The 23448-nt window shown below is 66.9% G+C and carries 27 protein-coding genes; 17 read left to right on the top strand and 10 right to left on the bottom strand.

The window, feature by feature from the left end:
* Positions 1-4: 4 nt before the first annotated feature.
* Complete coding sequence (locus E8L99_RS02810) at positions 5-1144, bottom strand: efflux RND transporter periplasmic adaptor subunit (protein ID WP_137098120.1); 1140 nt, start codon at positions 1142-1144, stop codon at positions 5-7.
* A gap of 10 nt (positions 1145-1154) precedes the next feature.
* Positions 1155-1775 carry a TetR/AcrR family transcriptional regulator gene (locus tag E8L99_RS23675; protein WP_168201533.1) on the bottom strand — a complete coding sequence of 207 codons (621 nt, stop codon included), beginning with the start codon at positions 1773-1775 and terminating at the stop codon, positions 1155-1157.
* A 300-nt stretch (positions 1776-2075) separates the two neighbouring features.
* On the opposite strand from E8L99_RS23675, the gene E8L99_RS02800 reads away from it, so the two are divergent.
* The gene (locus E8L99_RS02800; RefSeq protein ID WP_137098119.1) at positions 2076-2447 is read left to right on the top strand and encodes a ComEA family DNA-binding protein; all 372 of its coding nucleotides are present in this window, start codon (positions 2076-2078) and stop codon (positions 2445-2447) included.
* A 73-nt stretch (positions 2448-2520) separates the two neighbouring features.
* Here E8L99_RS02800 and E8L99_RS02795 read toward each other — a convergent pair whose 3' ends face one another.
* Positions 2521-2925, bottom strand: coding sequence for a DoxX family protein (locus tag E8L99_RS02795; RefSeq protein WP_137098118.1), 405 nt, complete (start codon positions 2923-2925; stop codon positions 2521-2523).
* Between the two features lie 312 nt (positions 2926-3237).
* Here E8L99_RS02795 and E8L99_RS02790 point away from each other — a divergent pair, with 312 nt between their 5' ends.
* Positions 3238-3630, top strand: coding sequence for a hypothetical protein (locus tag E8L99_RS02790; RefSeq protein ID WP_137098117.1), 393 nt, complete (start codon positions 3238-3240; stop codon positions 3628-3630).
* Here E8L99_RS02790 and E8L99_RS02785 read toward each other — a convergent pair whose 3' ends face one another.
* The 3 genes from E8L99_RS02785 to E8L99_RS02775 form a co-directional block, all read right to left on the bottom strand.
* Positions 3631-4494, bottom strand: coding sequence for a c-type cytochrome (locus E8L99_RS02785; RefSeq protein WP_137098116.1), 864 nt, complete (start codon positions 4492-4494; stop codon positions 3631-3633).
* A gap of 166 nt (positions 4495-4660) precedes the next feature.
* On the bottom strand, positions 4661-4861 hold the full coding sequence (locus tag E8L99_RS02780; protein ID WP_137098115.1) for a hypothetical protein: 201 nt from the start codon (positions 4859-4861) through the stop codon (positions 4661-4663).
* 96 nt (positions 4862-4957) lie between these two features.
* Entirely contained in the window at positions 4958-6436 is a 1479-nt protein-coding gene (locus tag E8L99_RS02775) for a catalase (protein WP_137098114.1), read from the bottom strand.
* A gap of 105 nt (positions 6437-6541) precedes the next feature.
* Here E8L99_RS02775 and E8L99_RS02770 point away from each other — a divergent pair, with 105 nt between their 5' ends.
* The 6 genes from E8L99_RS02770 to E8L99_RS02745 all read left to right on the top strand — a co-directional run bounded on the left by E8L99_RS02770 (position 6542) and on the right by E8L99_RS02745 (position 12392).
* Positions 6542-7444, top strand: a complete 903-nt coding sequence (locus tag E8L99_RS02770; RefSeq protein WP_137098113.1) for a hydrogen peroxide-inducible genes activator — start codon at positions 6542-6544, stop codon at positions 7442-7444.
* 86 nt (positions 7445-7530) lie between these two features.
* The gene (nhaA, locus tag E8L99_RS02765; protein WP_137098112.1) at positions 7531-8718 is read left to right on the top strand and encodes a Na+/H+ antiporter NhaA; all 1188 of its coding nucleotides are present in this window, start codon (positions 7531-7533) and stop codon (positions 8716-8718) included.
* 106 nt (positions 8719-8824) lie between these two features.
* Positions 8825-10174, top strand: coding sequence for an Nramp family divalent metal transporter (locus E8L99_RS02760; protein WP_137098111.1), 1350 nt, complete (start codon positions 8825-8827; stop codon positions 10172-10174).
* Between the two features lie 58 nt (positions 10175-10232).
* Positions 10233-11087, top strand: coding sequence for an alpha/beta fold hydrolase (locus E8L99_RS02755; protein WP_137098110.1), 855 nt, complete (start codon positions 10233-10235; stop codon positions 11085-11087).
* A gap of 117 nt (positions 11088-11204) precedes the next feature.
* The gene (locus E8L99_RS02750) at positions 11205-11612 is read left to right on the top strand and encodes a hypothetical protein (RefSeq protein ID WP_137098109.1); all 408 of its coding nucleotides are present in this window, start codon (positions 11205-11207) and stop codon (positions 11610-11612) included.
* 102 nt (positions 11613-11714) lie between these two features.
* On the top strand, positions 11715-12392 hold the full coding sequence (locus tag E8L99_RS02745) for an ankyrin repeat domain-containing protein (RefSeq protein ID WP_137098108.1): 678 nt from the start codon (positions 11715-11717) through the stop codon (positions 12390-12392).
* 9 nt (positions 12393-12401) lie between these two features.
* On the opposite strand, the gene E8L99_RS02740 is transcribed toward E8L99_RS02745, so the two are convergent.
* Positions 12402-13136, bottom strand: coding sequence for an EAL domain-containing protein (locus E8L99_RS02740; protein WP_137098107.1), 735 nt, complete (start codon positions 13134-13136; stop codon positions 12402-12404).
* Between the two features lie 327 nt (positions 13137-13463).
* Here E8L99_RS02740 and E8L99_RS02735 point away from each other — a divergent pair, with 327 nt between their 5' ends.
* Positions 13464-14258 carry a hypothetical protein gene (locus E8L99_RS02735; protein WP_137098106.1) on the top strand — a complete coding sequence of 265 codons (795 nt, stop codon included), beginning with the start codon at positions 13464-13466 and terminating at the stop codon, positions 14256-14258.
* Here E8L99_RS02735 and E8L99_RS02730 read toward each other — a convergent pair.
* Positions 14225-14902 (bottom strand): DUF2161 domain-containing phosphodiesterase, encoded by a 678-nt coding sequence (locus E8L99_RS02730; RefSeq protein ID WP_137098105.1) that lies wholly within the window; start codon positions 14900-14902, stop codon positions 14225-14227. The two genes, E8L99_RS02735 and E8L99_RS02730, sit on opposite strands and share 34 nt — an antisense overlap.
* Before the next feature lie 153 nt (positions 14903-15055).
* On the opposite strand from E8L99_RS02730, the gene E8L99_RS02725 reads away from it, so the two are divergent.
* The 8 genes from E8L99_RS02725 to rplS all read left to right on the top strand — a co-directional run bounded on the left by E8L99_RS02725 (position 15056) and on the right by rplS (position 21620).
* Positions 15056-15427 (top strand): hypothetical protein, encoded by a 372-nt coding sequence (locus tag E8L99_RS02725; protein WP_137098104.1) that lies wholly within the window; start codon positions 15056-15058, stop codon positions 15425-15427.
* Between the two features lie 80 nt (positions 15428-15507).
* The gene (locus E8L99_RS02720) at positions 15508-16617 is read left to right on the top strand and encodes an Acg family FMN-binding oxidoreductase (RefSeq protein WP_137098103.1); all 1110 of its coding nucleotides are present in this window, start codon (positions 15508-15510) and stop codon (positions 16615-16617) included.
* A gap of 206 nt (positions 16618-16823) precedes the next feature.
* On the top strand, positions 16824-18374 hold the full coding sequence (gene ffh / locus E8L99_RS02715; RefSeq protein ID WP_137098102.1) for a signal recognition particle protein: 1551 nt from the start codon (positions 16824-16826) through the stop codon (positions 18372-18374).
* A gap of 57 nt (positions 18375-18431) precedes the next feature.
* A complete protein-coding gene (gene rpsP, locus E8L99_RS02710; RefSeq protein WP_137098101.1) occupies positions 18432-18800 on the top strand; it encodes a 30S ribosomal protein S16 in 369 nt (122 codons plus the stop codon).
* A gap of 244 nt (positions 18801-19044) precedes the next feature.
* Complete coding sequence (gene rimM, locus E8L99_RS02705; protein WP_137098100.1) at positions 19045-19581, top strand: ribosome maturation factor RimM; 537 nt, start codon at positions 19045-19047, stop codon at positions 19579-19581.
* A complete protein-coding gene (locus E8L99_RS02700; protein ID WP_137098099.1) occupies positions 19581-20243 on the top strand; it encodes an HAD family hydrolase in 663 nt (220 codons plus the stop codon). Before rimM ends, E8L99_RS02700 begins: the two co-directional genes overlap by 1 nt.
* On the top strand, positions 20243-20932 hold the full coding sequence (trmD, locus tag E8L99_RS02695; RefSeq protein WP_137098098.1) for a tRNA (guanosine(37)-N1)-methyltransferase TrmD: 690 nt from the start codon (positions 20243-20245) through the stop codon (positions 20930-20932). The genes E8L99_RS02700 and trmD overlap by 1 nt, the downstream gene beginning before the upstream one ends.
* A 313-nt stretch (positions 20933-21245) precedes the next feature.
* Entirely contained in the window at positions 21246-21620 is a 375-nt protein-coding gene (gene rplS / locus E8L99_RS02690) for a 50S ribosomal protein L19 (protein WP_137098097.1), read from the top strand.
* A 257-nt stretch (positions 21621-21877) separates the two neighbouring features.
* Here the strand turns inward: rplS and E8L99_RS02685 are convergent, their stop codons facing one another.
* Complete coding sequence (locus E8L99_RS02685) at positions 21878-22849, bottom strand: Bug family tripartite tricarboxylate transporter substrate binding protein (protein ID WP_137098096.1); 972 nt, start codon at positions 22847-22849, stop codon at positions 21878-21880.
* 174 nt (positions 22850-23023) lie between these two features.
* Positions 23024-23362, bottom strand: coding sequence for a hypothetical protein (locus E8L99_RS02680; protein ID WP_137098095.1), 339 nt, complete (start codon positions 23360-23362; stop codon positions 23024-23026).
* Positions 23363-23448: the final 86 nt, after the last annotated feature.

The following is a 23448-nucleotide window of genomic DNA, read 5'->3' as shown; positions in this document are numbered from 1 at the left end:
CTCCTCAGCGGTTGGACAGGGTGACGGCTGTCACCTTGTCGCCATTGCGCACGAAGCTGCCGGACACGGCGACGACCTGTTCGCCCTCGGCCAGCCCCTGGCGGATCTCGATGCGGCCTTCCGCGCGCAGGCCGGGCGTGACCTGGCGGGTTTCGATGACGCCGTTCTTGACGACCTGGATCGTTGCCGGCTGGCCGAACATGACGGACGAGAGCGGCACCAGGATGCCCTGCGAGCGCGCCACCTCGACCGTGCCACGCCCGAAGGCGCCCAGCGGCGGGCGCTCGTCGGCGGCAAGCGCCAGGCGCACGCGGCCAAGACGGTTGGTGCGGTTCACCTCGGCTGCGACGAGGCGGACGGTGGCGGCGAAGGGCTTGTCGAAGCCCGCGGCCTCGACAATGGCCGGCTGACCGGCACGCAGGCGGGCGAAGGTGGTCTCGGCGACCTCGCCCTCCAGCTCGACCGCCGATTCCGCGATGATGCGGAACAGGGGTTCGCCTGTCGCGGAGGCGACGGCGCCGAGGCGGGCAGTACGCCGCGAGATCGTGCCGCCCACCCGCGACTTGATCTCCGAGCGCGCGATCCTGAGTTCGATATCCGACCGCTGCGCCTTGGCGAGCGTCAGGTCGGCCTCGCCGAGGCGCAGCGCATTGGTGGCATTGTCGAGCCGCGCATTGGCGCTGCGCGAGGCGGTCTGGCGCTGGTCGAGCTGATCGTTGGACGCAGCACCTGTCTGCTGGAGCTGGCGGGTGCGCTGCAATTGCTGGTCGGCCAGCGTCTTGTTGGCGGTGGCCTCCGCGATCGACGCGCGGGCCTGGGCGATGGCCGCCTCGGCGCGGGAAATCTGGGCGGCATTCTGCTCGATCTGGACGTCGAGCATCTGGCGGTTCAGGCGAGCCAGAACCTGGCCGGCGGCGACCTTGTCACCCTCTTCGGCCAGGATCTCGATGATCGCCAGGCCCTCGACCTCGGGCGAGATCAGCACTTCCTCGCGCGCGACGAAGGAGCCGGTGACGACGACCGTCTCGCGGATTTCGCCGCGCACGGCCGTTGCGACGGTGACAGAGGGCGCGCGATCGTCGGCCAGGCTGGCGCCGGCGGAGAGGGCAAGAATGGCTGCGGCAAGTCGGAGACGGGGGGACATGGCGAACACTTCAGGTGATGTTGTCGTTGGACGGCAGCAGGGGTGCCAGCAGCATGGTGCGCATCACCTCGAACATGATCTCGAGATGAGGCGCCGGGTCGAAGGCCTCGTCGCGGACGCGGCGCAGCATCAGCCCGTCGGCGAAGGTCATCATGAACTGCACTGTGCGCTCGAGATCGGCATGGGGCGCGGTCTGGCCGCGGCTCTGCGCAATCTTCAGGGCACCAAGCAGTTTCTCATGAATAAAATTGTCGGTCCTGAGACGCAGCGCCGCGATCTGCGGATTGCGCGCCACCTCGGAGAGGGTCTCGATCCAGACCGCGCAGCTGTCGCGCGGCTCTTCCACCAGATGCATGTGGGCGAGCGCGCGAAAGGCCGTCCAAAGGTCGGGCGCGGTCGCCAGGGCATCGAAGCCATGGGCCGCTGCGGCCAGATCGCGCTCGCAGAGACCCTCGATCATCTGCTCCTTGGAGCGGAAATAGCGATAGAGGTTGCCAGGGCTCATGCCGGCCTCGGCGCAGATCTCGCTCATCGACGCGCCGTGGAAGCCGGAGCGCGCGAAACAGCGCTCGGCGGCATCCAGGATGGCGGATTTTTTATCGGTGCGCTGGACACTGTCGATGCGGGGCACGGGCTGCTCCTCCGGCCGCTCTGGTAACGAATTGTAGCAGGCGCTGCAACATAAAAGAGAGTGAACGTTCGCTTTCACCCGTGCTGCTTGCAGCGCGGAGGCGCGTGCAACGCCTCAGGCTTCGGATGCGTGGGTCAGTACGGCGGCCGTTTCCCGGCGGTTCACGCCGCCCGAACCAGGCTCCAGACTGGGAATGTCGCGGATTGAGGACAACCTCCGGTCATGATCGGATGGTCAAACGGGTGCCACGGATACAAGGCCGATTCGGCCGGTCAGCATCCGACGACACGGGAGACATCCATGCTCAAGACCTTGTTCCTTGCCGGTGCCCTGGGCCTTGCCGCCTCGGCGGCGCTCGCCCAGACCGCAACCCAGCCGGCGACGCCCGCCAGGCCCGCCGCACCGCCGGCCGCAACCGCCCCGGCAACCCCCGCGCGTCCCGCAGCTCCTGCGGCTGCGCCTGCCGCGACGACCCCGGCTTCGGCCCTGATCGACATCAATTCCGCGTCCGAGGCCGAGCTGCGCGTGCTGAACGGCATCGGCGAGGCGCGCGCCGCCGCGATCATCCGCGGCCGGCCCTATCGCGGCAAGGACGACCTGGTGAACCGCAACATCATTCCGCAGGGCGTCTATGACGGCATCAAGGACCGGATCATCGCGCGCCAGCGCTAAGATACTGATCTGACGCATGAAAAAGGGTCCGCCGCCGGGTGGCTGCGGACCCTTTCCTGTATCTGTGGCAGGCTCAGTAGGTGTTCGAGCGCTGGGCGTCGACGCTCCACGGGCCGGGGCCAGCGAAGACGAGATAGAGGAAGGTGAAGCAGTAGAGGATGGCGAGCGAGCCGCCATTCATGATGGGGAAGAAGCTGCGGCCGGCATGGCCGAGGAAATAGGCGAAGGCCATCAGGCCAGCCAGCACGAAGGCCACGTAGCGCGTGTAGAAGCCGGCGAGCAGCAGCAGGCCACCGATGATCTCGATCACGCCGGCGAACCAGTAGCGCGAGAACAGGCCAACCGGCATCGGGAAGGCGGTCGGGAAGGAGAGGATCTTGACCAGGCCGTGCTGAAGCAGCAGCAGCGCCGCCATGATGCGCAGCACGCTGAGGATGCGCGGCTGCCAGGCGTTGAGAGTGGGAAGAAGGTTGTCCATGTGTGCCCCGTCAGTTGGATCGGAATGCCACCGGACTTGATCGCCGGCAGCTCTTGTTGACGCGGGCGACCCTAGGGAGCGCTCCGCCTGCGCGAAAGCGCCGCAGGCCCGGCCTCACAGGTTCGTGTCCGCACAAGCGGCGGGGTGCGCCGAAACGTCGCAGAACGTCTCCGCGACATTGTCCGGCCGGCGGGCCCGATTCCCGGCCCTGGCGCGAGCCGTCGTGGAACAGGAGAGAGGTCTCGTTCCGGCCGCCGATGACACAGAAGCGAAACCGTTTCGTGCGAGGCCTGGCGCCATCAGGAGACCCGCATGCCCATCCGCCGCCTTCCGCTGCTCGCGCTTGCCCTGCTTGTTGTCCCCGTCGCGGCCATCGCGCAGGAGGTGCCGCAGCGGTTTCGCGGAACCTATGCCGCCGACGATGCCCCCGAGGCCTGCACAGTGCAGGAGAGCGATGGCCGCATCGCGGTGGAGGCCGATTCCATCCAGTTCTTCGCCTCGGCCTGCGCGCTGCGCCGGCCGCGCATCGATCGCGACGGACGGCTGACCGCGCAGACTGCCTGTGTCGAGGAAGGCCAGGATGGCAGCGACGAGCCGCGCGGCCGCATCGTCATGACGCTCCGGGGCGAACGGCTCGGCGTCACGCTCGACCGCGACCCCGTGCGGTTCTACCGCCGCTGCGAGCGCGCGCTACCGGTGCGCTGATCACTTGGGCGGCAGCGACCTCAGATAGGCGACCAGCGCGTCGAGGTCGGCGGTGGTCATGGTGGCATAGAAGCCATAGCCCATGGGCGGGTTCATCCGGCTGCCGTCCGGCCTGACGCCGGTGGTGATCATCGCCTTCACCTGGGCATCGCTCCAGCGTGAGAGCCCGGTCGGTGTCAGGTTGGCGGCATGGCTGATGCCCCAGGGCCCGGCGAAGGGCATGCCGCCGGCGCCGAGGCCCTTCTCCAGGTCCGGACCGCCGGTCGGCAGGCGGGCGGAATGGCAATCGGTGCAATGGCCCAGCGGTCCTGCGAGATAGGCGCCATAGGCCAATCCTTGAGCCGGCAAAGGACGCGGCACAGAGCCAACCGGCGGGCCGTAGTTCGGCGGCAGCGGGATGCGATAGATGGAGCGTGGCACGGCATTGCGCACCGGCGGCACCGCGCGGAGATAGGCGGCGATGGCGCGCACATCCTCGTCGGCCATGCCGCGATAGAGTTCGATGGGCATGGGCGGCCCGATGATCGAGCCGTCGGGACGCTTGCCCTCGCGGATCGCCAGGATGATCTGCTCATCGGTCCAGCGGCCGATGCCGGTTTCCGGATCGGGCGTGATGTTGGACGCATAGGCAGTGAATGGCGGTTCGTCGGCGAGCAACCGACCCGCCAGTTCCTGGCCGGCCACAGGTCCCTGCGGTCCGATCGGCGTGTGGCAATTGCCGCAGGCGACGATGCCGTTCATCAGGTAGCGGCCGCGCTCCAGCGGCGTCTGGGCCTGCGCCGAGCCGGTGCCGAGGCCGGCCAGCAGGACAAGGGCTGCGAGAACGCGGCGCGGACGGCGAACTTCATGCTGCTTCGGGGGCATGGCCGGTCTCCCGGCGCCTCGGGGTGGCGCCTGTGGTGCCAGAGTGCCGAAGGGGAAGACGACCTGTCACGTCCGGGATTTTGCGGGGGAGGGGAAAGGTTCATCGGCGCGGCGATGGGGCGTCCGGGACCGACCACTCCCGCCGCGCCGCACTCCATCCGCCCCCTCAGATCGCCCGGTACAGAACCCGGAACTGCGCGGCCTTGGCCGACATCAGAGTCTCGGCGGCGACCGGCAGGATCGAGATGATCCGATCGGCGCCAATGCCGCGATCGGCGAGCGCCGCGTTCAGCGCCTCGATGCCGGCCTCGGTATAGATCTCGCCGATGGCGGCGGCACGGTTGGTCTTCAGGGCGGTTGCGGCCATCTGGGCCTCCTCTGATCGGTGATAAGGGATAAGGGGGCGGAGCCGGCCGGGGGAAACCGGCTCCGCGGGCAGCCCGTAGGCCACGGGCCGCCAGGCTCACTCGGCGGCGATCGCCTGGGGCAGATCGGCGGCGGAGAGGCCCATCCGGGTGGCGACGCCGATGCCGTAATCGGGGTCTGCGCGATAGAAATGCACGACCTGACGCTTGATGATCTCGACTGGCACGCCCTGCATGGCCTCGGCGATATTGTCCATCAGGCGGCCACGCTGCTCGAGCGTCATCAGGCGGAACAGGGCGCCCGCCTGGCTGTAATCGTCATTGCCGATGCGGTGGTTGTAGCGGTCGGCATCGCCGGAGATCGCCAGCGGCGGCTCGCGGAAATCGGGCGCTTCCGCCGGGCCATTGACTGAGTTCGGCTCGTAATAGGCATCTGGATTGCCGGTATCATTGCGGAAGAACCGCATCGCACCATCCTTGTGATAGTGATGCGCCGGGTTCTTCGGCTGGTTGACCGGCAGTGCCTCGTAATGGGTGCCGATCCGGTGGCGGTGGGCATCCGCATAGGCGAAGATGCGCGCCTGCAGCATCTTGTCCGGCGAGAAGCCGATGCCCGGCACGATATTGGACGGCGAGAAAGCCGCCTGCTCGATCTCAGCAAAGTAATTGTTGGCGTTGCGGTTGAGCTCGAGCACGCCGACATCGATCAGCGGATAGTCGCCATGTGGCCAGACCTTGGTCAGGTCGAACGGGTTGTAGGGCGTCTTGTCGGCATCCGCCTCCGGCATGACCTGGACCTGCATCTTCCAGCGCGGGAACTGGCCGCGCTCGATGCCGCCGAACAGCTCTTCCTGATAGCTCTCGCGCGACTTGGCGATCACCTGGGCGCCTTCGGCATTGGTGTAGTGCTTGTGGCCCTGCATGGTCTTGAAGTGGAACTTCACCCAGAAGCGCTCGTTCGCCGCGTTGATGAACGAGAACGTGTGGGAGCCGTAGCCGTTCATGAACATGGGGGCGACCGGCAGGCCGCGATCCGACATCAGGATGGTGACCTGATGCAGGCTCTCCGGCGACAGCGACCAGAAGTCCCACATGGCGGTGGGCGAGCGCAGGTTGGAGCGCGGATGGCGCTTCTGGGTACGGATGAAGTCCGGGAACTTCATGGGATCGCGGACGAAGAACACCGGCGTGTTGTTGCCGACGAGATCCCAGTTGCCCTGCTCGGTGTAGAATTTCAGCGCGAAGCCGCGCACGTCGCGCTCGGCATCGGCCGCGCCCTGCTCGCCGGCAACGGTGGAGAAGCGCAGCAGGAGATCGGTCGTCTTGCCGAGCTTGGAGAACAGATCAGCCTTGGTGAAGCGGGTGATGTCGTGGGTGATGGTCAGCGTGCCGAAGGCGCCCCAGCCCTTGGCGTGGACCACGCGCTCGGGGATGCGCTCGCGGTTCTGGTGCGCCAGCTTCTCGATCAGCTGGTAGTCCTGCAGCAACAGGGGCCCGCGCGGGCCGGCGCTCAGCGAATTCTGATTGTCGGAGATCGGTGCGCCGGCTGTCGTGGTCAGTGTGGGCGGTTTTGACATCGGATCCATCCGTTCGTGTCCAGGGGATGGAATGGTTCTAGGGCGGGCTTGGCGATCAAGGCCAATCGTATTATCGATCAGTCTCCATCAGGAAATCTGATCGTCATGCTTTCACTGAAACAACTGCGCTATTTCGATGCCGTGGCGCGCCTCAAACATTTCGGCCGCGCGGCGGACGCCTGTTCCGTGACCCAGCCGGCACTCTCCATGCAGATCCTCGACATGGAGAAGGATCTCAAGGTGCAGCTTCTGGAGCGCCGCCGTTCGGGCGTCGAGCTGACCGACGAGGGTCGCGAGATCGCTCGACGGGCGGCCCGCATTCTCTCCGATCTGCGCGACCTGAGGGATTATGCGCTGCATCGCGACCGCGCGATGACCGGGCCGCTGCGCCTCGGCGTCATTCCCTCGGTTGCGCCCTATCTGCTGCCGCGCGTGCTGCCTGAACTGCGCAACCGCTATCCCGGCCTCGATCTGCACCTGCGCGAGACACAGACCGGCCAGCTGACCCGCGAATTGCTGGAAGGCACGCTCGACCTCCTGCTGGTGGCGCTGCCGATCGACCATCCCGAGATCGAGACGATCCGGCTGTTCGAGGATCGCTTCCTGCTCGCCATGCCCGCCAATCAGGAGAAGACCAGCCGGGCCCTGGCGACGCCCGACCTGCTCGATGGCTCGAAGCTCCTGCTGCTCGAGGAGGGCCATTGCATGCGTGACCAGGCGCTCGCCTTCTGCAGCCTGCGCAGGGTCGAGAACATCGACACGTTTGGCGCGTCCAGCCTGTCGACGCTGGTGCAGATGGTGGCGAACGGCCTCGGCATGACGCTGCTGCCGGAGATCGCCGTCGACGTCGAAACGCGCAGCGCGCCGATCCGCCTGATGCGCTTTGCCGAACCCGAGCCAAGCCGCGTGCTGGGCCTCGCCTGGCGCAGGACCTCGCCGCGCAAGCGCGACTTCATCGAGCTCGGGCAGATGATCACCGCCATGCGGCCGATCGCATCACTCGGCTGAACCGGCGGGGTAAACGTCATTGGGGCTTTGGACGAGGCAGGCTAAAAGGGGGCACTCGCTCCTGACCCCCATGACCGGACCGCCCCATGAACGCAGCACCTGCCTCCCGCCGTCCCCAATCCGCTCTGCGCGCCCTGCTCACCAGCGAAGCGGGTGGCGGCATCGTGCTGATGGTGGCGGCGGCCGTCGCGCTGGTGATTGCCAATTCACCGCTGGCGCCGGCCTATTTCGGCGTCCTGAAGACCTATGTGCTGGGCCTGTCGATCCTTCACTGGATCAACGATCTGCTGATGGCCGTGTTCTTCCTGCTGGTCGGACTGGAGATCAAGCGCGAGTTCCTCGACGGCCAGCTCTCCACCTGGCCGCGGCGCATCCTGCCGGGCCTGGCCGCTGCCGGCGGCATGATCGCGCCGGCCCTGATCTTCGTCGCTTTCAATCTGGCGACACCGGCAACATTGCGGGGCTGGGCGATCCCGACGGCGACCGACATCGCCTTCGCGCTCGGCGTGCTGGCGCTGATCGGCAGCCGCGTGCCGGTCTCGCTGAAGATCTTCCTCACCGCGCTCGCCATCATCGACGACCTCGGCGCCGTCGCCATCATCGCCGCCTTCTATACGGCCGACCTGTCGCTCGCCTGGCTCGGCGGGGCCGTGGTTCTCATCGGTGCGCTCGCCGGACTGAACCGCGCCGGTATCGAGAAGCTGACGCCCTATCTGGTGATCGGCGCCGTGCTCTGGTTCTTCGTGCTGAAATCCGGTGTCCACGCCACGCTGGCCGGCGTCGCGCTCGCCATGACCATTCCGCTGCGCCGTTCCCCCGGCGCCCCCGACGATCACCACTCGCCGCTCCATATCCTCGAACACGCGCTGCATCCTTGGGTCGCCTATCTGATCGTGCCGATCTTCGGCTTCGCCAATGCAGGCGTGTCGCTGTCGGGCATCTCGCTCGCAGCCCTTGTCCAGCCGGTGCCGCTCGGCATCGCAGCAGGCCTGTTCTTCGGCAAGCAGATCGGCGTGTTCCTGGTGACCTGGGCCGCGGTCACATTCGGCCTCGCCGATCGCCCGGAACATGCGTCATGGCCGCAGGTCTATGGCGTGTCGCTGCTCTGCGGCATCGGCTTCACCATGAGCCTGTTCATCGGGCTTCTGGCGTTCCCGACATCGGAAACGTTGCAGGACCAGGTGAAGATCGGCGTGCTCATGGGCTCTGTCGCATCAGCCCTCGTCGGCACGCTGGTGCTGATGGCCGCACGGCGGGAGCAGCGCCCGGCCTGACCTACCGTCCGCGACTTGTTGCGAATGATTTGCAGAACGCTTGACGCATTCTCTAACGCGTGGAAAGAATGCTCATGAGAATGATTTGCAGGATCAGGGCGGCACCATGAGCGCGATTCAACAGGACGGCCCCAGCGGCCTCGGCGGCTGGCGGCGCGGACGCGGCGAACCCTCGCTGATCGAGACCTTCCGCTCGATCCGCGTGCCGACCACCGGGTCGTCATGGCGCAAGCTCGTGGCCTTCATGGGCCCGGGCTACCTGGTCGCCGTCGGCTATATGGATCCCGGCAATTGGGCGACTTCGCTCGCCGGCGGTTCCAAGTTCGGCTACGCGCTCCTCTTCATCGCGCTCCTGTCGAACATCATGGCGATCCTTCTGCAGGCCCTCTGCGCGAGGCTTGCGGTTGCCACCACCCGCGATCTCGCACAGGCCTGCCGTGACGCCTATCCGCGCTGGATGGCCTGGCCGCTCTGGCTGTTCGCCGAAATCGCCGTGATCGCCACCGATCTCGCCGAGGTCATCGGCACCGCGATCGGCCTCAATCTGGTCTTCGGCCTGCCGCTCGAGATCGGCGTCGTCGTCACAGCCCTCGACGTGTTCCTGATCCTCTGGCTGCAGACCAAGGGCTTCCGCTGGATCGAGGCCTTCATCATCACCCTGATGGGCGTCATTGCGATCTGCTTCATCGTGCAGATCGGGCTCGCCAACCCCGTCTGGAGCGATGTCATCAAGGGCTTCGCGCCGACGACGCAGATCGTCACCAATCCAGACATGCTCTATCTCGCGCTCGGCATCATCGGCGCGACCGTCATGCCGCATAACCTCTACCTGCACTCCTCCATCGTGCAGACCCGCGCCTATGGCGACACGCTGCCGGAAAAGCGCGAGGCGCTGAAATACGCGACGATCGATTCCACCGTCGCGCTGATGTTCGCGCTCACCATCAATGCCTCGCTCTTGATCCTGGCCGCCTCCGCCTTCCACGCCAACGGCAATCGCGGCGTCGAAGAACTCGGCCAGGCCCATTCCCTGCTCGCGCCCCTGCTCGGCTCGGCCATCGCGCCGACCCTGTTCGGCATCGCGCTGATCTGCTGCGGCCTCAATTCCACGGTCACCGCCACCATGGCGGGGCAGATCATCATGGAAGGCTTCATCGACATCCGCATGGCGGCCTGGGCGAGGCGACTGGTGACGCGGCTCATCGCCATCGTGCCGGCCATCGTGGTCACCATCATCTATGGCGAGGCGCAGACGGCGAAGCTGCTGATCTTCAGCCAGGTCGTTCTGTCCCTGCAGCTGCCCTTCGCCATCGTGCCGCTGGTCCATCTCACAGCCTCGAAGACCCGGATGGGTGAGCTGGTCTCGCCACGCTGGCTGACCGCCATTACCGGGCTCATCGCGGTGACGCTGATCACGCTGAACGCCAAGATCATCATCGACATGGCGACGGGCTGAGGGTCACGATAGCTTCGATGCGCCGGCCCTTCTGCCGGTGCCACCGAGGTCTTTGCCCATGTTCGTCGAGGTCAATGGCGCGCGGCTCTTCGTCGACATCGAAGGCTCGTCTCTCGTGGTCGATGGACCGGCGATGCGCGGGAAGCCGACGCTGGTCCTTCTGCATGGCGGACCGGGCTTCGACCACAGCGGTTTCAAGCCCACCTTCTCGCAACTGAGCGACATCGCCCAGATCGTCTATGTCGACCATCGCGGCAGCGGCCGCAGCATCGGCGACGATCCCGCCACCTGGAACCTTGCCCAGTGGGGTGACGACGTGAAGGGACTTTGCGATGCGCTCGGCATCGCGAAACCCATCGTCTATGGCGTGTCGTTCGGCGGCTTCGTCGCGCAGTCCTTTGCGACGCGGCACCCGGACCACCTCTCCAGGCTAATCCTGACCAGTACGGCGGCCAAGGTCGATTTTCCGACGATCTTCGCAGCCTTCGAACGGCTGGGCGGACCGGCAGCCCGCGCGGCTGCGGAAGCCTATTGGCTGGGGCCCAGCGCAGAGACACGAGCCCGCTATTTCGAGGTCTGCCTGCCGCTCTATCGCCGACACCCGGGGGATCCCGCCGCCTTCAAGCGCGCCATCATCCGCAACGACGTGGCGATCTGGTTCAATGGGCCGCACAACGAGCAGGGCCGGATGGACTTCCGTGCCGATCTCGCCCGCATCACCTGCCCCGTGCTGGTCCTCGCCGGCGAGATGGACCCGATCACGCCGATCGCCTTCAGCGAGACCATCGCTCAGAGCCTGACGAACAGTGCCGTCCAGTTCGAACGCTTCGACGATTGCGGCCATGGCGTCATCGGCGATCATCCGGAGCGGGCGATGGACCTCATTCGCCGGTTCATCGAAGCCGTGGTGTGAGCGAAGCGAGCCTCGAAGGACCTTTGCTATCCCCAGGCCGTGGCTCTCCCCCGATTGCCAACCTGTCTGGTTCGGCTAGATTTTGCCTCTGCCATGCCGATCTCGATTCCGCCCCCCTTGCAACTTCGTCCCGCCCTCGCCGTTCTCGGCGTGGCGGCGACACTTGCCATGGCCACGCCGGCGCGCGCGGAAGGCCAGCAGGCCTATCATCTCGGCATGCTGCCGGAGACCTATCGCGGCCAGCTGATGCAGCGGGTCGATTCCTACGCGCTGGTGGAAACCTTCCTGAAGGCCTGCGGCCGCCCGCCGGCGCTGGAATCGCGCCTTCGCCGCCTGGTGCGCGGCTGCATCGAGCCTGCCACCGTCAACATGCTGGCGCAGCACTATCGCCGGGCGCTCGCCGCTCGCGCCCATCATCGCTGGGACTGCGTGTCGGCCAGCGGCCGGCAGATGATCGCGCGCTCCGAGGACGCGATCCGCCTGACGGTCGCCGACGTCACAAGGCTCTGCCAGACGCCGCGCTAGACCCCACGCGACCGTGATGCCGGCCCTGATTGACCCTCGCCTGAGCCGATGATCCCATGCTCCCCAAGCCGGACGTCCGATCCGGCACATGGGGAGACATCGATGATATCCAGACGCGCGCTGACAGTCGGCCTGGTGGCATTTGCCGTGGCCATGCCCGCGGCCTTGGCCCAGGTGCCGCCCTCGGCCGATGACATTGCCGGCTATGGCGGGCTGCATGCCGCAGCCCATCGCGGCGATGTCGCGGCGATCCAGCGATTGGCGGCGTCCGGTCAGGACCTCAATGCCCGCGACGGACGGGGCCGCACGCCGCTGCATGTGGCCGCCTTTGCCCGTCGCCACGACGCCATGCGTGCCCTGGTGCGTGCCGGCGCCGACCCGCGCGCGCTGGAGCACCAGCGCTATGACGCAATCACCATCGCGGCGGTGGCCGACGATCTCGAGACGATGAAGGTGGCGATTGCCATCGGCGGCAATCCCAAGGCCATCACCAGCCTCTATGACGGCACGGCGCTGATCGCCGCCGCCCATCTCGGCCACGACACGGTTGTGGGCGAACTGATCCGCGCCGGCGCGCCGCTCGACCACGTCAACAATCTCGGCTGGACCGCGCTGATCGAGGCGGTGATCCTCGGCCAGGGCGGGCCGCGTCACATCGAGACGGTGCGCCTGCTGACAGTGGCTGGAGCGAGACGCGATCTTGCCGACCGCCAGGGCCAGACGCCGCTCATGCTGGCACGCGGACGTGGCTACGGCGCGATGGTCAGGCTGCTGGAATAGGGGTGGCGCTCAGGCCGCCAGACGCACGGTCTCGAACCGCTCAAAGGCGGGGCGCGCCAGCAGGTAACCCTGGACGAGGTCGACGCCGAGATCGCGTAGCGCCTCGAGTTCCCCCAGCGTCTCCACACCTTCGCAGAGTGGGGTGATGCCGAGGTCGGCCAGCATGGCCAACGTATGCCGCACGACGATCCGCTTGGCGCGATCGGTGTCGATATCCCGGATCAGCGCCATGTCGAGCTTGACGATGTCCGGCTGGAACCGGGCGAGCAGGTTCAGGCCGGAATGGCCGGCGCCGAAATCGTCGATCGCGGTGGCGAAGCCGATATCCTTGTAGGTGCGGACGATATTGATCAGATGGTCCGGATCGATCTCCTCGTTCTCGGTGAACTCGAAGATGATGCGGTTGAGCGCGAAGCCAACGCGCTCCGCCGTCTCCAGGGTCAGGCGGATGCAGGCCCGCGGCTCGTAGACCGCGTTGGGCATGAAGTTGATCGACAGCCTCGTCTCGCCGGGAGCGCCCTTCGCGGCAAGCTCGATGGCCTTGACCCGGCACTGTTGGTCGAAGGCATAGCGATTGGTCGCGTTGACCGCGCCCAGCACAGTTGCTGCACCTTCGCCGGCTGGACCGCGCACCAGCGCCTCATAGGCAAAGATCGCGCCTGTATTCACATCGGCGATCGGCTGAAACGCCATTGAAAAGGAGAAGGGCAATGCTTGCACATCGCGACAGGCTTCGCATTTCATCGGTAATTCGCTCAAGTTGCGTTTTTGGGACGCTACAAGTCATTCCTTAATGTTTTTTGCCGTGACCATTTCGGCCGGCAGATGATCGCGCGCTCCGAGGACGCGATCCGCCTGATGGGCGCGGACGTCACCCGGCTCTGCCAACCCCCGCGCCCATCGTCGATCCCGGGGCCGAGATGATCCCTCAAGGCGGCGGACACCGGGCCCGATGATCCACAAGGGCGCGAAAATCGGCAGTCGCTCCCAATGCCAGCGCCTGACTTAACTGGCTTGAAACGCTTCCCTGACCAGGGTGGTCCCGCTGTTTCACACGAGGGGAAGGCAGGCATGTTGGGATTCACGCGCGCCATCACGCGCCGCCGCTATGCCTTGGGGCTTGCAGGGCGGATTGGCCTGTTCGTCGCGGTCACGGCAGGATTCCCGTTCCTTGTCATGTTCCTCATCCAGATCTCGGGCGCACGCAATGTCAGCGGCGCGTCGGGCGCTCTTGCTGTCGTGCTCGGCATCTACCTGAAACCCCTCATCTACCTTCTGTTCGCCCTGTCGATGATGCGGATCGCCGCTCGCCGGGCAGCCTCGGTCGGCCGCACGTCATTCATCGGGCTCGGGATCACGGTTGTGATGCTGGGCGATATCGGGTTCGCAACCGTGTTCGGCTCCCATTGGGGCGTTGCCTTCTCGCTTGGCGTGTTGAGCCTGCAGGCCCCCTGGCTATTGCTGGCCGCGATCATCGCGGTCGTGACGCTCGGCATCCTCCGTGATCAAGCCGGCGGACAACCGGCGGGCCGATGGTTCGCCTTCGCCTATCTGGTCTGGATCGCAATCTTCTGCGGGCTTGTCGGCTATGCCGTGGTCACACTTGTGCCGCCCGTCCTGCTGATCACCAAGCCCGGCGGGATGGCGGCAACCATGGCCTGGCTGACCAAGATCTGGATGCCGATCATCGCCATGTTGCCACGCCCGATCTTTCTGACGCTGACCTTTGCGGGCGCATCGCTCTGGTTGATCGTCGCGGATCGTGCGGCGCCGCCGTCCGCTGGATCGCCCCACACGGATCGGCCCGGCCCGTCGCCTCAGCCCGGTCCGTTTCAGCCTGCGGCTGCGATCGGCTCGGGCAGGTGATCCTTCCAGGTGACCAGCGCGGCCCGCCCGGCATCTGACAGGCCGTAGATCCCGCGCTCTGTCTTCTCGAACCAGCCATAGACATTGCGCTGGAGGATGGCTGCAGCGTCCGGCGCGAGCTCCTTCAGATCGCGCGGCCTCAGCGGCCCGGCGGCGAGCGTCATCGCCATGGCGAGCGTGCGCTGGCGATAGGCCGTCATGATGGGACGGCGCGTGGAGCCACCCAGCGCCGGATCCCCCCGGCGGCGGCGATGCTCGGCGACGATCCGCGAGCGGCGCTTGCCGTCTTGCCGCGGCTTCCACGGCCCCGGCTCGACCACGACCTCGACACCGCCCATGGGCAGCACCGACAGGAGCCCGAAGCCACAGAGCCGGCAAAGTTTCTTGACCCTTGAATCGTGCTCGCGGCCCCGGCCCTTTACCGAGGCCTTGACCGCCAGCCACACCTCGTCGGCAGCGGCGGACCGGTCGACCGCCTGCAACACCAGTTCCAGCGTGAAGGCGAGCTTGAGTTCGCCGATCACCACTGCCTGCGGCTCGCCATCCTTCAGGGCGACGAGGTCGCAACCCATGATCTCGCCCTTCACCTCGAAGCCGAGGCTTTCGAGATGGGTCTTCACGGGGAGATAGAGCGAGGTTTCCAAGGGACGTTGTTCCTGCCGCAGGCGTCAGCGCCGGCAAAGGCACCAGGATCCGGGCGCCTGTTCCCCGGCGCATGACCGAATCTTTCGCCATCATGTCGGAAGGGCCGCCCCTCTGACAAACGGCAGCAGCATCGAGCGCCCATGGAGGCCAGCATGCAACGCACCATCCTCCGCTCGTTCGCGCTCGTCTGGGGCGCCCTCGGCCTCGGCCTCGCAGGCCTCTCCATGGCCAGCCTGTCCATGGTCGGCTTTCCCGATGGCCATGTCACAGCCTATGAGGCGGAGACGCTCGGATTGCGGCGCGTGCTCACCGGACTGTGCGTGGTCCAGGCGCTGGTCATTCCGTGGATGATGCTCGGCCGACGGCGGGTGTCGACCCTCGGCGTCCTGATCGCGCTCACCGCGGCAGCGCTGCTGATCATCGCGCCGCTGCTGATCGTGCCCTCGTGCCCGGGATCGGAGACGTGCAGACGGTGTTATGAGGGGGTGTTCGGCCGGCCGATGAACCATGGAGTGGGTGGGTAAGCGTCGCCCTTTGACCTGGCGCAACGCCAGTCGGCGGCGATGTGGGATGAAGGGATAGCTGAACCCGTCGAGGTCCTCCCATGGCATGGCCCACCGGTCGAAGGACCCTGCTCATCGGGGCAGGCGCATGTGTCTTTGCGGGCGGCGCTGCCGCTTTGGGCTGGCGCGCCAGCATCGGAAGCCAGGCGGATTACGATGACGCAGTCGCCGACATGCGCCGGCCGATGGCCGTGCCATCGGACATGCGCGACCTTGTCCGTTATGCGACGCTCGCCGCCAACAGCCACAACAGCCAGCCCTGGCGCTTCCGCGTCGCTGAGGGGCACATTGCCATCTCGCCCGATCCGACGCGCCGTCTGGCGGCGGTCGATCCGGACGACCACCACCTCTGGGCGAGCCTCGGCTGCGCGGCCGAGAACCTCGCTCTCGCCGCAAGGGTTGGGGGGCGCGGCGCGACGGTCGGCTTCGACCCGCGGGACGGCGGCGCTGTGACGGTCACCTTCGGTGATGGACCCGTCGCCGAGCCGGAGCTGTTTCAGGCCATCCCGCTCCGGCAGTCGACACGTGCCGACTATGACGGACGCACGATCGGCACCAGCGAGCTCGGCGCCCTCGCCGCCTCTGTCGCAGCCGTCCCCGGCGTCGATCTGGTTCTCCTGACCGACCGCCCGCAGATCAACCGGCTGCGCGACCTGATCCTAGCCGGCAACAGCGTGCAGATGGGTGATCCAGCTTTCCGCGCCGAACTCAAGGCCTGGCTGCGCTTCAATCCGCAAAGTGCGCTCTCCACCGGCGACGGCCTCTTCTCCGCCCTGACCGGCAACCCGACCATCCCGACGGCCCTTGGCACAAGGCTGGTCGACATGGTGTTGAACCCGAAGGACGAGAACGACAAGTGCGCCCGCCAGATCGCAAGCTCCGCCGGCATGGCGGTCTTCGTCGCCGAGCGCGATGATCCCGAACACTGGATGCGCGCGGGCCGCGCCTCGCAACGCTTCGCTCTCACCGCCACCAGGCTCGGATTGAAGCACGCCTTCCTCAACCAGCCGGTCGAGGTGGCGCGCCTGCGGCCGGACCTCGCCGCGCTGGTCGGCACGCCGGGCCGCCGCCCGAACCTCGTCATGCGCTTCGGCCATGGCGCAGCCATGCCCTTCTCGGCGCGCCGGCCCGTCGAGGCCGTGCTGGGGTGACGCCCCCTTTCCTTGACTTTTCCCCCCATCCCGCTTAATCGCCCTCCCACTCTCGTTCATCCGAGACCTGCAATCGCCGACCGGGGCCTGATCCCGGAGGCTCTCGCCCGACAGCGCTGATGCGCCCTCGGGCGCGAAACGCGTTGCGGTTTGGGGTGGCTGAGACCATTTCCGGATCTCCGGAAATCAGAACCCAGGGACGACCCATGTTCGAAGGCCTGTCGACACGACTGTCCGGCATCCTCGATCGCCTCAAGGGCCGCGGCGCGCTCAGCGAAGCCGATGTGCAGGAGGCGATGCGCGAGGTGCGCCGCGCCCTGCTCGAGGCCGACGTGGCGCTGGAAGTCGTCCGCTCGTTCACCGACAAGGTGCGCGACCGCGCCATTGGCGCCGAGGTCATCAAGTCGGTCACCCCCGGCCAGATGGTCGTCAAGATCGTCCACGACACGCTGGTCGAAACGCTGGGCACTGACGGCGTCGCCCTCGATTTCCAGGCCGTTCCCCCGGTGCCGATCCTGATGGTCGGCCTGCAGGGCTCGGGCAAGACCACCACCACCGCCAAGATCGCCAAGCGCCTCTTCGAGAAACAGAAGAAGAAAGTGCTGATGGCCTCCCTCGACACGCGGCGTCCCGCGGCGATGGAGCAGCTGGCCGTTCTCGGCAAGCAGGTGGGCGTCGACACGCTGCCGATCGTTGCCGGCCAGTCGGCCGTGCAGATCGCCCGGCGCGCCGTCGAGGCCGCCCGGCTCGGCGGCTACGACGTCGTGATGCTGGACACCGCCGGCCGCACCCATGTCGACGAGGCCCTGATGGCCGAGGTCGCCGAGGTCGAGCGCGCCGCGAAGCCCCATGAAGTCCTGCTGGTGGTCGACAGCCTCACCGGCCAGGACGCGGTCAATGTCGCGCGCTCCTTCACCGGCCGGGTGAACGTCACCGGCGTGGTGCTCACCCGCGTCGACGGCGATGGCCGCGGCGGTGCGGCGCTCTCCATGCGCGCCGTCACCGGCAAGCCGATCAAGCTGCTCGGCACGTCGGAAAAGATGGACGGGCTGGAGGATTTCCATCCCTCGCGCATCGCCAACCGCATTCTCGGCATGGGCGACATCGTCTCGCTGGTCGAGAAGGCCGCGGAATCGATCGATGCCGAAAAGGGCATGGCGATCGCCAAGCGCATGCAGTCCGGCCAGTTCAATCTGGAGGACCTGAAGGACCAGCTCGACCAGATGCTCAACATCGGCGGCATGCAGGGCCTGATGGGCATGCTGCCGGGCGTCAAGAACATGCAGAAGCAGCTGGCCGGCGCCATGGACGACAAGGCGATCAAGCGCCAGCGCGCGGTGATCCAGGCCATGACCCCCTGGGAGCGCCGCAACCCCAAGGAAATCGACGGCAAGCGTCGCCGCCGCATCGCCAAGGGCGCCGGCACCGGGCCGGAAGAGGTCAACAAGGTGCTGAAGATGCACCGCGGCATGGCCGACATGATGAAGGCCATGGGCGGCCCCGGCGCCAAGCGCGGGCCGATGGCCGGCCTCGCCAACATGTTTGGTCTCGGCGGTGGTGGCGGCATGCCGCAGCCGACGCCTGAGATGCTCGCCGAAATGGCCAAGAAGTTGCCGGGCGGCATGCCCGGTGGTCTGCCCGACAAGATGCCGGGGCTTCCCCCCGGCGGCCTGCCCCCAGGGTTCCCCGGTCTCGGCGGGCTCGGTGGCGGAAAGCTTCCCGGATTGCCCGGCTTTCCCTTCGGCAAGAAGAAATAAGCCGGCTTACGACTTATCCCATTCCAACCCACTCAAGACCTATCCAAGGAGTATCCCATGTCCCTCAAGATCCGCCTCGCCCGCCGCGGCACCAAGAAGCGCCCGTTCTATCAGATCGTCGTCGCCGACTCGCGCTCGCCGCGCGATGGCCGCTTCATCGAGAAGATCGGCACCTACAACCCGATCCTGCCGAAGGACCAGAAGCGCTTCGAGTTCGACATCGAGGCCGCCAAGGCCTGGATGGCCAAGGGCGCGACCCCGACCGACCGCGTCGCTCGCTTCTTCGATTCCGAGGGCATCCTGAAGCGCGAAGCCCGTTCGAACCCCGAGAAGGCCGTTCCCGGCAAGAAGGCTGACGAGCGCGCCGCCTCGAAGGCTGCCAAGGCCGCCAAGGCTGCCGAGCCGGCTGAGACCTCGGCCGAGTAAGGAAACGGAACTCCGCGGGTGACCGTCAGACGGTTGCCTGCGTGGCTCACTCCGTCACCCCCGGCGAGGCGCGATCAGCGCCGAGGGAAGGGGGGCCAGACTTTGATCTGTCGCCGGATCGATTGCGATCGTGCGGTGGGCATCTCTGGACCCCCTTCCCTCGCCCTTCGGGCTCGCCGGGGGTGACGACCTTCATGCGGCTTGCACGCACCACGTCCTCCTGGTGTCCGGAGACCATAGACCCATGCCCTCCGATCTCGTCCTGGTGGCCAAGTTCGGCGCGGCGCATGGCGTGCGCGGCGAAGTGCGCATCAAGTCCTACACCCAGGACCCCCAGGCCCTTCTCGACTATTCGCCGCTCGCCACCCGCGACGGCCGGCTCTTCCACATCGAGAGCCTGCGCCCCGCCCGCGAGGTTCTGGTGGCACGCATCACCGAGCTGAAGGACCGCAACGCCGCCGAGGCGGTCACCAATCTCGACCTGCTCGTGCCGAAGGACCGCATCCCGCCGGCCGAGGACGAGGACGAGTTCCTCCATTCCGACCTGATCGACCTCAAGGCCTATTCGGTCGCAGGCGACTTCATAGGCACGATCACCGCCGTCCATGACTTTGGCGCCGGCGCCATGCTGGACGTCGCCCGCAAGGCGCGCAAATCCGTGCTCATCCCCTTCACCAAGGCCATGGTGCCCGAGGTGAACGTGGCCGGCGGCCGCGTCTCTGTCGATTGTCCGCCGGACTATTTCGAGGACACGCCGCGCCCGCCCGAGGACCGCGACTGATGGCCGCCCTGCGCGCCCTGATCTTCGACATGGACGGCACCATCGTCGACAACATGCGCTATCACGACGCCGCCTGGGCCGAATGGTATGGACGCCACGGGCTCACCTTCGACGCCGAGGTGCATTTCCACTCGACCGCCGGGCGCACGACCGCTGAGACCTTCGCCAGCCTCAAGCCCGGCTCGACGGCCGCCGACCACGCAGCGTGGGGCGCCGAGAAGGAAGCGCTCTATCACGAGAGCTATGGCCCGCATGTCGCCGAACTCGCCGGCCTCTCGGCCTTGCTCGACGCCGCCGACGCTTGCGGCCTGAAGCTCGCGGTCGCCACCGCCGCGCCGCCGGTCAACATCGCCTTCATCCTCGACAGGCTGGACCTGCGCCGCCGCTTCGGCGCCATCGCTTCGCCGTCGATGGGACTGCGCGGCAAGCCCAATCCGGACATCTTCCTGAAGGCCGCCGAACTGCTGGACGTGCAGCCCGAGGCCTGCCTGGTCTTCGAGGACGCGCCGCTCGGCGTCGAGGCGGCGCGCCGTGCCGGCATGCAAGCGGTCGCTGTCACCACCCATGTCGGACCCGAGGCCTTCCTGACCTATCCGAACCGCATCGCCACGATCCAGGACTTCACCGGCTTCGACCTTGCCGGGCTGATGGACGCCGGCTGATGTTCCGCGCGAGCGTGCTCACCCTGTTCCCCGAGATGTTCCCGGGGCCGCTCGGCACCAGCCTGGCCGGCCGGGCGCTCGGCGAGGCCTGGCAGCTCGAGCTGTTCCAGATCCGTGACTTCGCGACGGGAAAGCACCGGCAGGTCGACGACACGCCGGCCGGTGGCGGCCCGGGCATGGTGATGAAGGCGGATGTGCTCGCCCGCGCCATCGATGCGGCGGCGCCCGAAGGCGATCCCCGCCCGCGCTTCTACATGTCGCCGCGCGGCCGGCCATTGACGCAAGAGCGTGTCCGCGACCTCGCGGCGGGACCGGGTGCGATCATTCTCTGCGGCCGCTTCGAGGGCGTCGACGAGCGCCTGATCGAGGCGCGCGGCCTCGAGGAGGTCTCCATCGGCGATTATGTGCTCTCCGGCGGCGAGCTTGCCGCCATGGTGCTGGTCGATGCGGTGGTGCGGCTCCTGCCGGGCGTCATGGGCCATGACCAGTCCGGCACGGAGGAGAGCTTCGAGGCCGGCCTGCTGGAATATCCGCAATATACAAGGCCGCAGGTGTTCGAAGACCGCGAGATCCCAGCCATTCTCACCTCGGGCGACCATGCCAAGGTTGCAAAGTGGCGGCGCGCCGAGGCCGAACGCATCACCCGCGAGCGCCGGCCGGACCTGTGGGCGAAGCTGAAGGGCGAGTGACGGGCAGGGCTGGGTCTTCACCCTCCCCTGGAGGGGGAGGGTCGATCGAGCAAGGCGAGATCGGGGTGGGGTGAAAGCCCCATCTGCACAACGTCACCCCACCCCGTCGACCTCCGGTCGCTGACCCTCCCCCTCCAGGGGAGGGTGATCATGCCGCTCGGCTGACATTCGCCGCAGGACGCGAGAAAATGGGGTGACAAGCCGGCCTTTTTCCAGTATCGAGCCGCCTCCCGTCAGCGGGATGGACGAAATCCCTTCGAACCAAGACCAACAAGATGCCGGGCAAAGCGCCGGCCACAAGGACCTGAGACCCATGAACCTGATCCAGACCATCGAAGCCGAAGAAGCCGCCCGCGTTCTCGGCGACAAGACCATCCCGACCTTCGGTCCCGGCGACACCGTCATCGTCAACGTGAAGGTTCGCGAAGGCGACCGTTCGCGCGTGCAGGCCTATGAGGGCGTGTGCATCTCGCGTTCCGGCGGCGGCCTGATGGAGAGCTTCACCGTCCGCAAGATTTCCTACGGCGAAGGCGTCGAGCGCGTCTTCCCGGTCCACTCCCCCTCGATCGACTCGATCAAGGTTGTCCGTCGCGGCAAGGTGCGTCGCGCCAAGCTCTATTACCTGCGCGATCGTCGCGGCAAGTCGGCCCGTATCGCCGAGCGCACGGACATCAAGACCAACGCCTGATCGAATCCAACGATCTTAGGAATTCGGACGGGGCCTTCGGGCCCCGTTTTCGTTTGGGGGCGCTCGCGCCCATTGTTCTCACCACCCAGCACATACTCTCCGGACCTCGCCCTGAGGTGCGAGCGTTAGCGAGCCTCGAAGGGCGGCTTTGCGCTCGCGGATAGAGGTCCTTCGAGGCTCGGCCATAGCTTGTCGCTATGGCTGAGCACCTCAGGATGAGGAAGGGAGAGAGCCTGCCAGTGGACGGCGCTCAACCCTCACTCGATCTTGGCGCCCGAGCTCCGCACGATCTCGGCCCACACCTTCAGATCAGCCTCGAGCTTGGCCGCGAGTTCCGCCGGCGTCGACGGCACGATATCGGCGCCCTGCTGGGCGAACTTCGCCTTCATCTCCGGCGCGGCCAGCGCCTTGTGGGTCGCCTCCACCAGCTTGTCGATGATCGGCTGCGGCGTGCCGGCAACCGCATAGAGCGCGATCCACAATTCCGCATCGAAGCCCGGCACGGTCTCGGCAATCGCCGGCACATCGGGAATGTTGGCATTGCGCTTCAACGTCGAGACGCCCAGCGCCCGCACCGTGCCCGCCTGGATCTGGCTGATCACGGCCGGCAGGTTGGAGAAGGTGATCGGCACATGGCCGGCGATCACGTCCGACAGGGCCGGCGCGATGCCGCGATAGGGAATGTGCTTGAGATCGATGCCAGCGCGCGACTTCAGCATCTCGCCGACCAGATGGTTCAGCGTGCCGTTGCCGGCCGAGGCATATTGGTAGAAGCCCGGCTTCTCCTTGGCGAGACGGATGAGGTCGGCGACTGACTTGGCCTCGAAATTCGGATTGACTACGAGCACGTTCGGCACCGTGCCGAGCATCGAGATCGGTGCGAAATCCTTGACGGGGTCGAAGCCGGTCCGGGCATAGAGCGCCGGGTTGATCGCCTGGCTCGCCGAAATGGTCACCAGCAGCGTGTAGCCGTCGGGCGTCGAGCGCGCGGCCGCCTGCGAGCCGAGATTGCCGCCGGCGCCGGCCTTGTTCTCGATGACGAAGCGCTGGCCCATCACCTCGGACAGCTTCTCGGCGATGATCCGCCCGATAATGTCATTCGCCCCACCTGGCGCCTGCGGCACCATCACGGTCACCGGCCGGTTGGGATAATCGGCCTGGGCGAGGGCTGGCCCGGCCGCCGCGGATGCGATCAGGCCAAGGGTGGTGCGGCGGGTGAAGGTCGTCATCATGCACTCCGGATCCGGTTATCGAACAGCTCGTCTAGGGTGCCACGGCTGGCAACCATCGGCAAAGAGCACGAAAGCAAGACCGCTCCGCAACAGCCGGGCACCGGCTGAACGAAAAAGGCCGCTCGATGAGCGGCCTTTCGAGACTATCGATAGCGGTCGTCGCAGGTGCGACTACCAGCCCCGACCGCGGCCGCGCCCGTCGCGCGGATCATTGTCGGTCACCCGCACGGGGCGACGATAGGTGCGCACCCGGCCCCGGCCCTGCGCATCGTAGGGATCATTGTCGGTGCCGCGCCGGCGTACATAGGCGCCACGGCCCCGACCTTCGCCGTCGCGCGGATCACTGTCGGTCACCCGCAGGCGCTGGGCCTGGGCCGGCTCGGAGGTTGCCACGCTGGCGATCTGGGTCAGCGCCACGGCGCCAAGCAGGGTCTTGAACATGAACAACCGGCGGCCGAACGGAGCAGCCTCGGACGGCGTTGCCGGCGCGGCCGTGTCGACCGTGGCCAAGTCGCTATCGGGAGAGGGGGTCACAGGCACGTCCTTTCGCGGTCGGCGAGGGATCGCCGGTCACCGCTCCATTCCGTTGCGGTATG

Origin of the sequence: Phreatobacter aquaticus (assembly GCF_005160265.1) — a bacterium.
Classification (GTDB): domain Bacteria; phylum Pseudomonadota; class Alphaproteobacteria; order Rhizobiales; family Phreatobacteraceae; genus Phreatobacter; species Phreatobacter aquaticus.
Note: the sequence above shows the minus strand (reverse complement) of the source record. Positions and strands in the feature narration are given on the sequence as shown.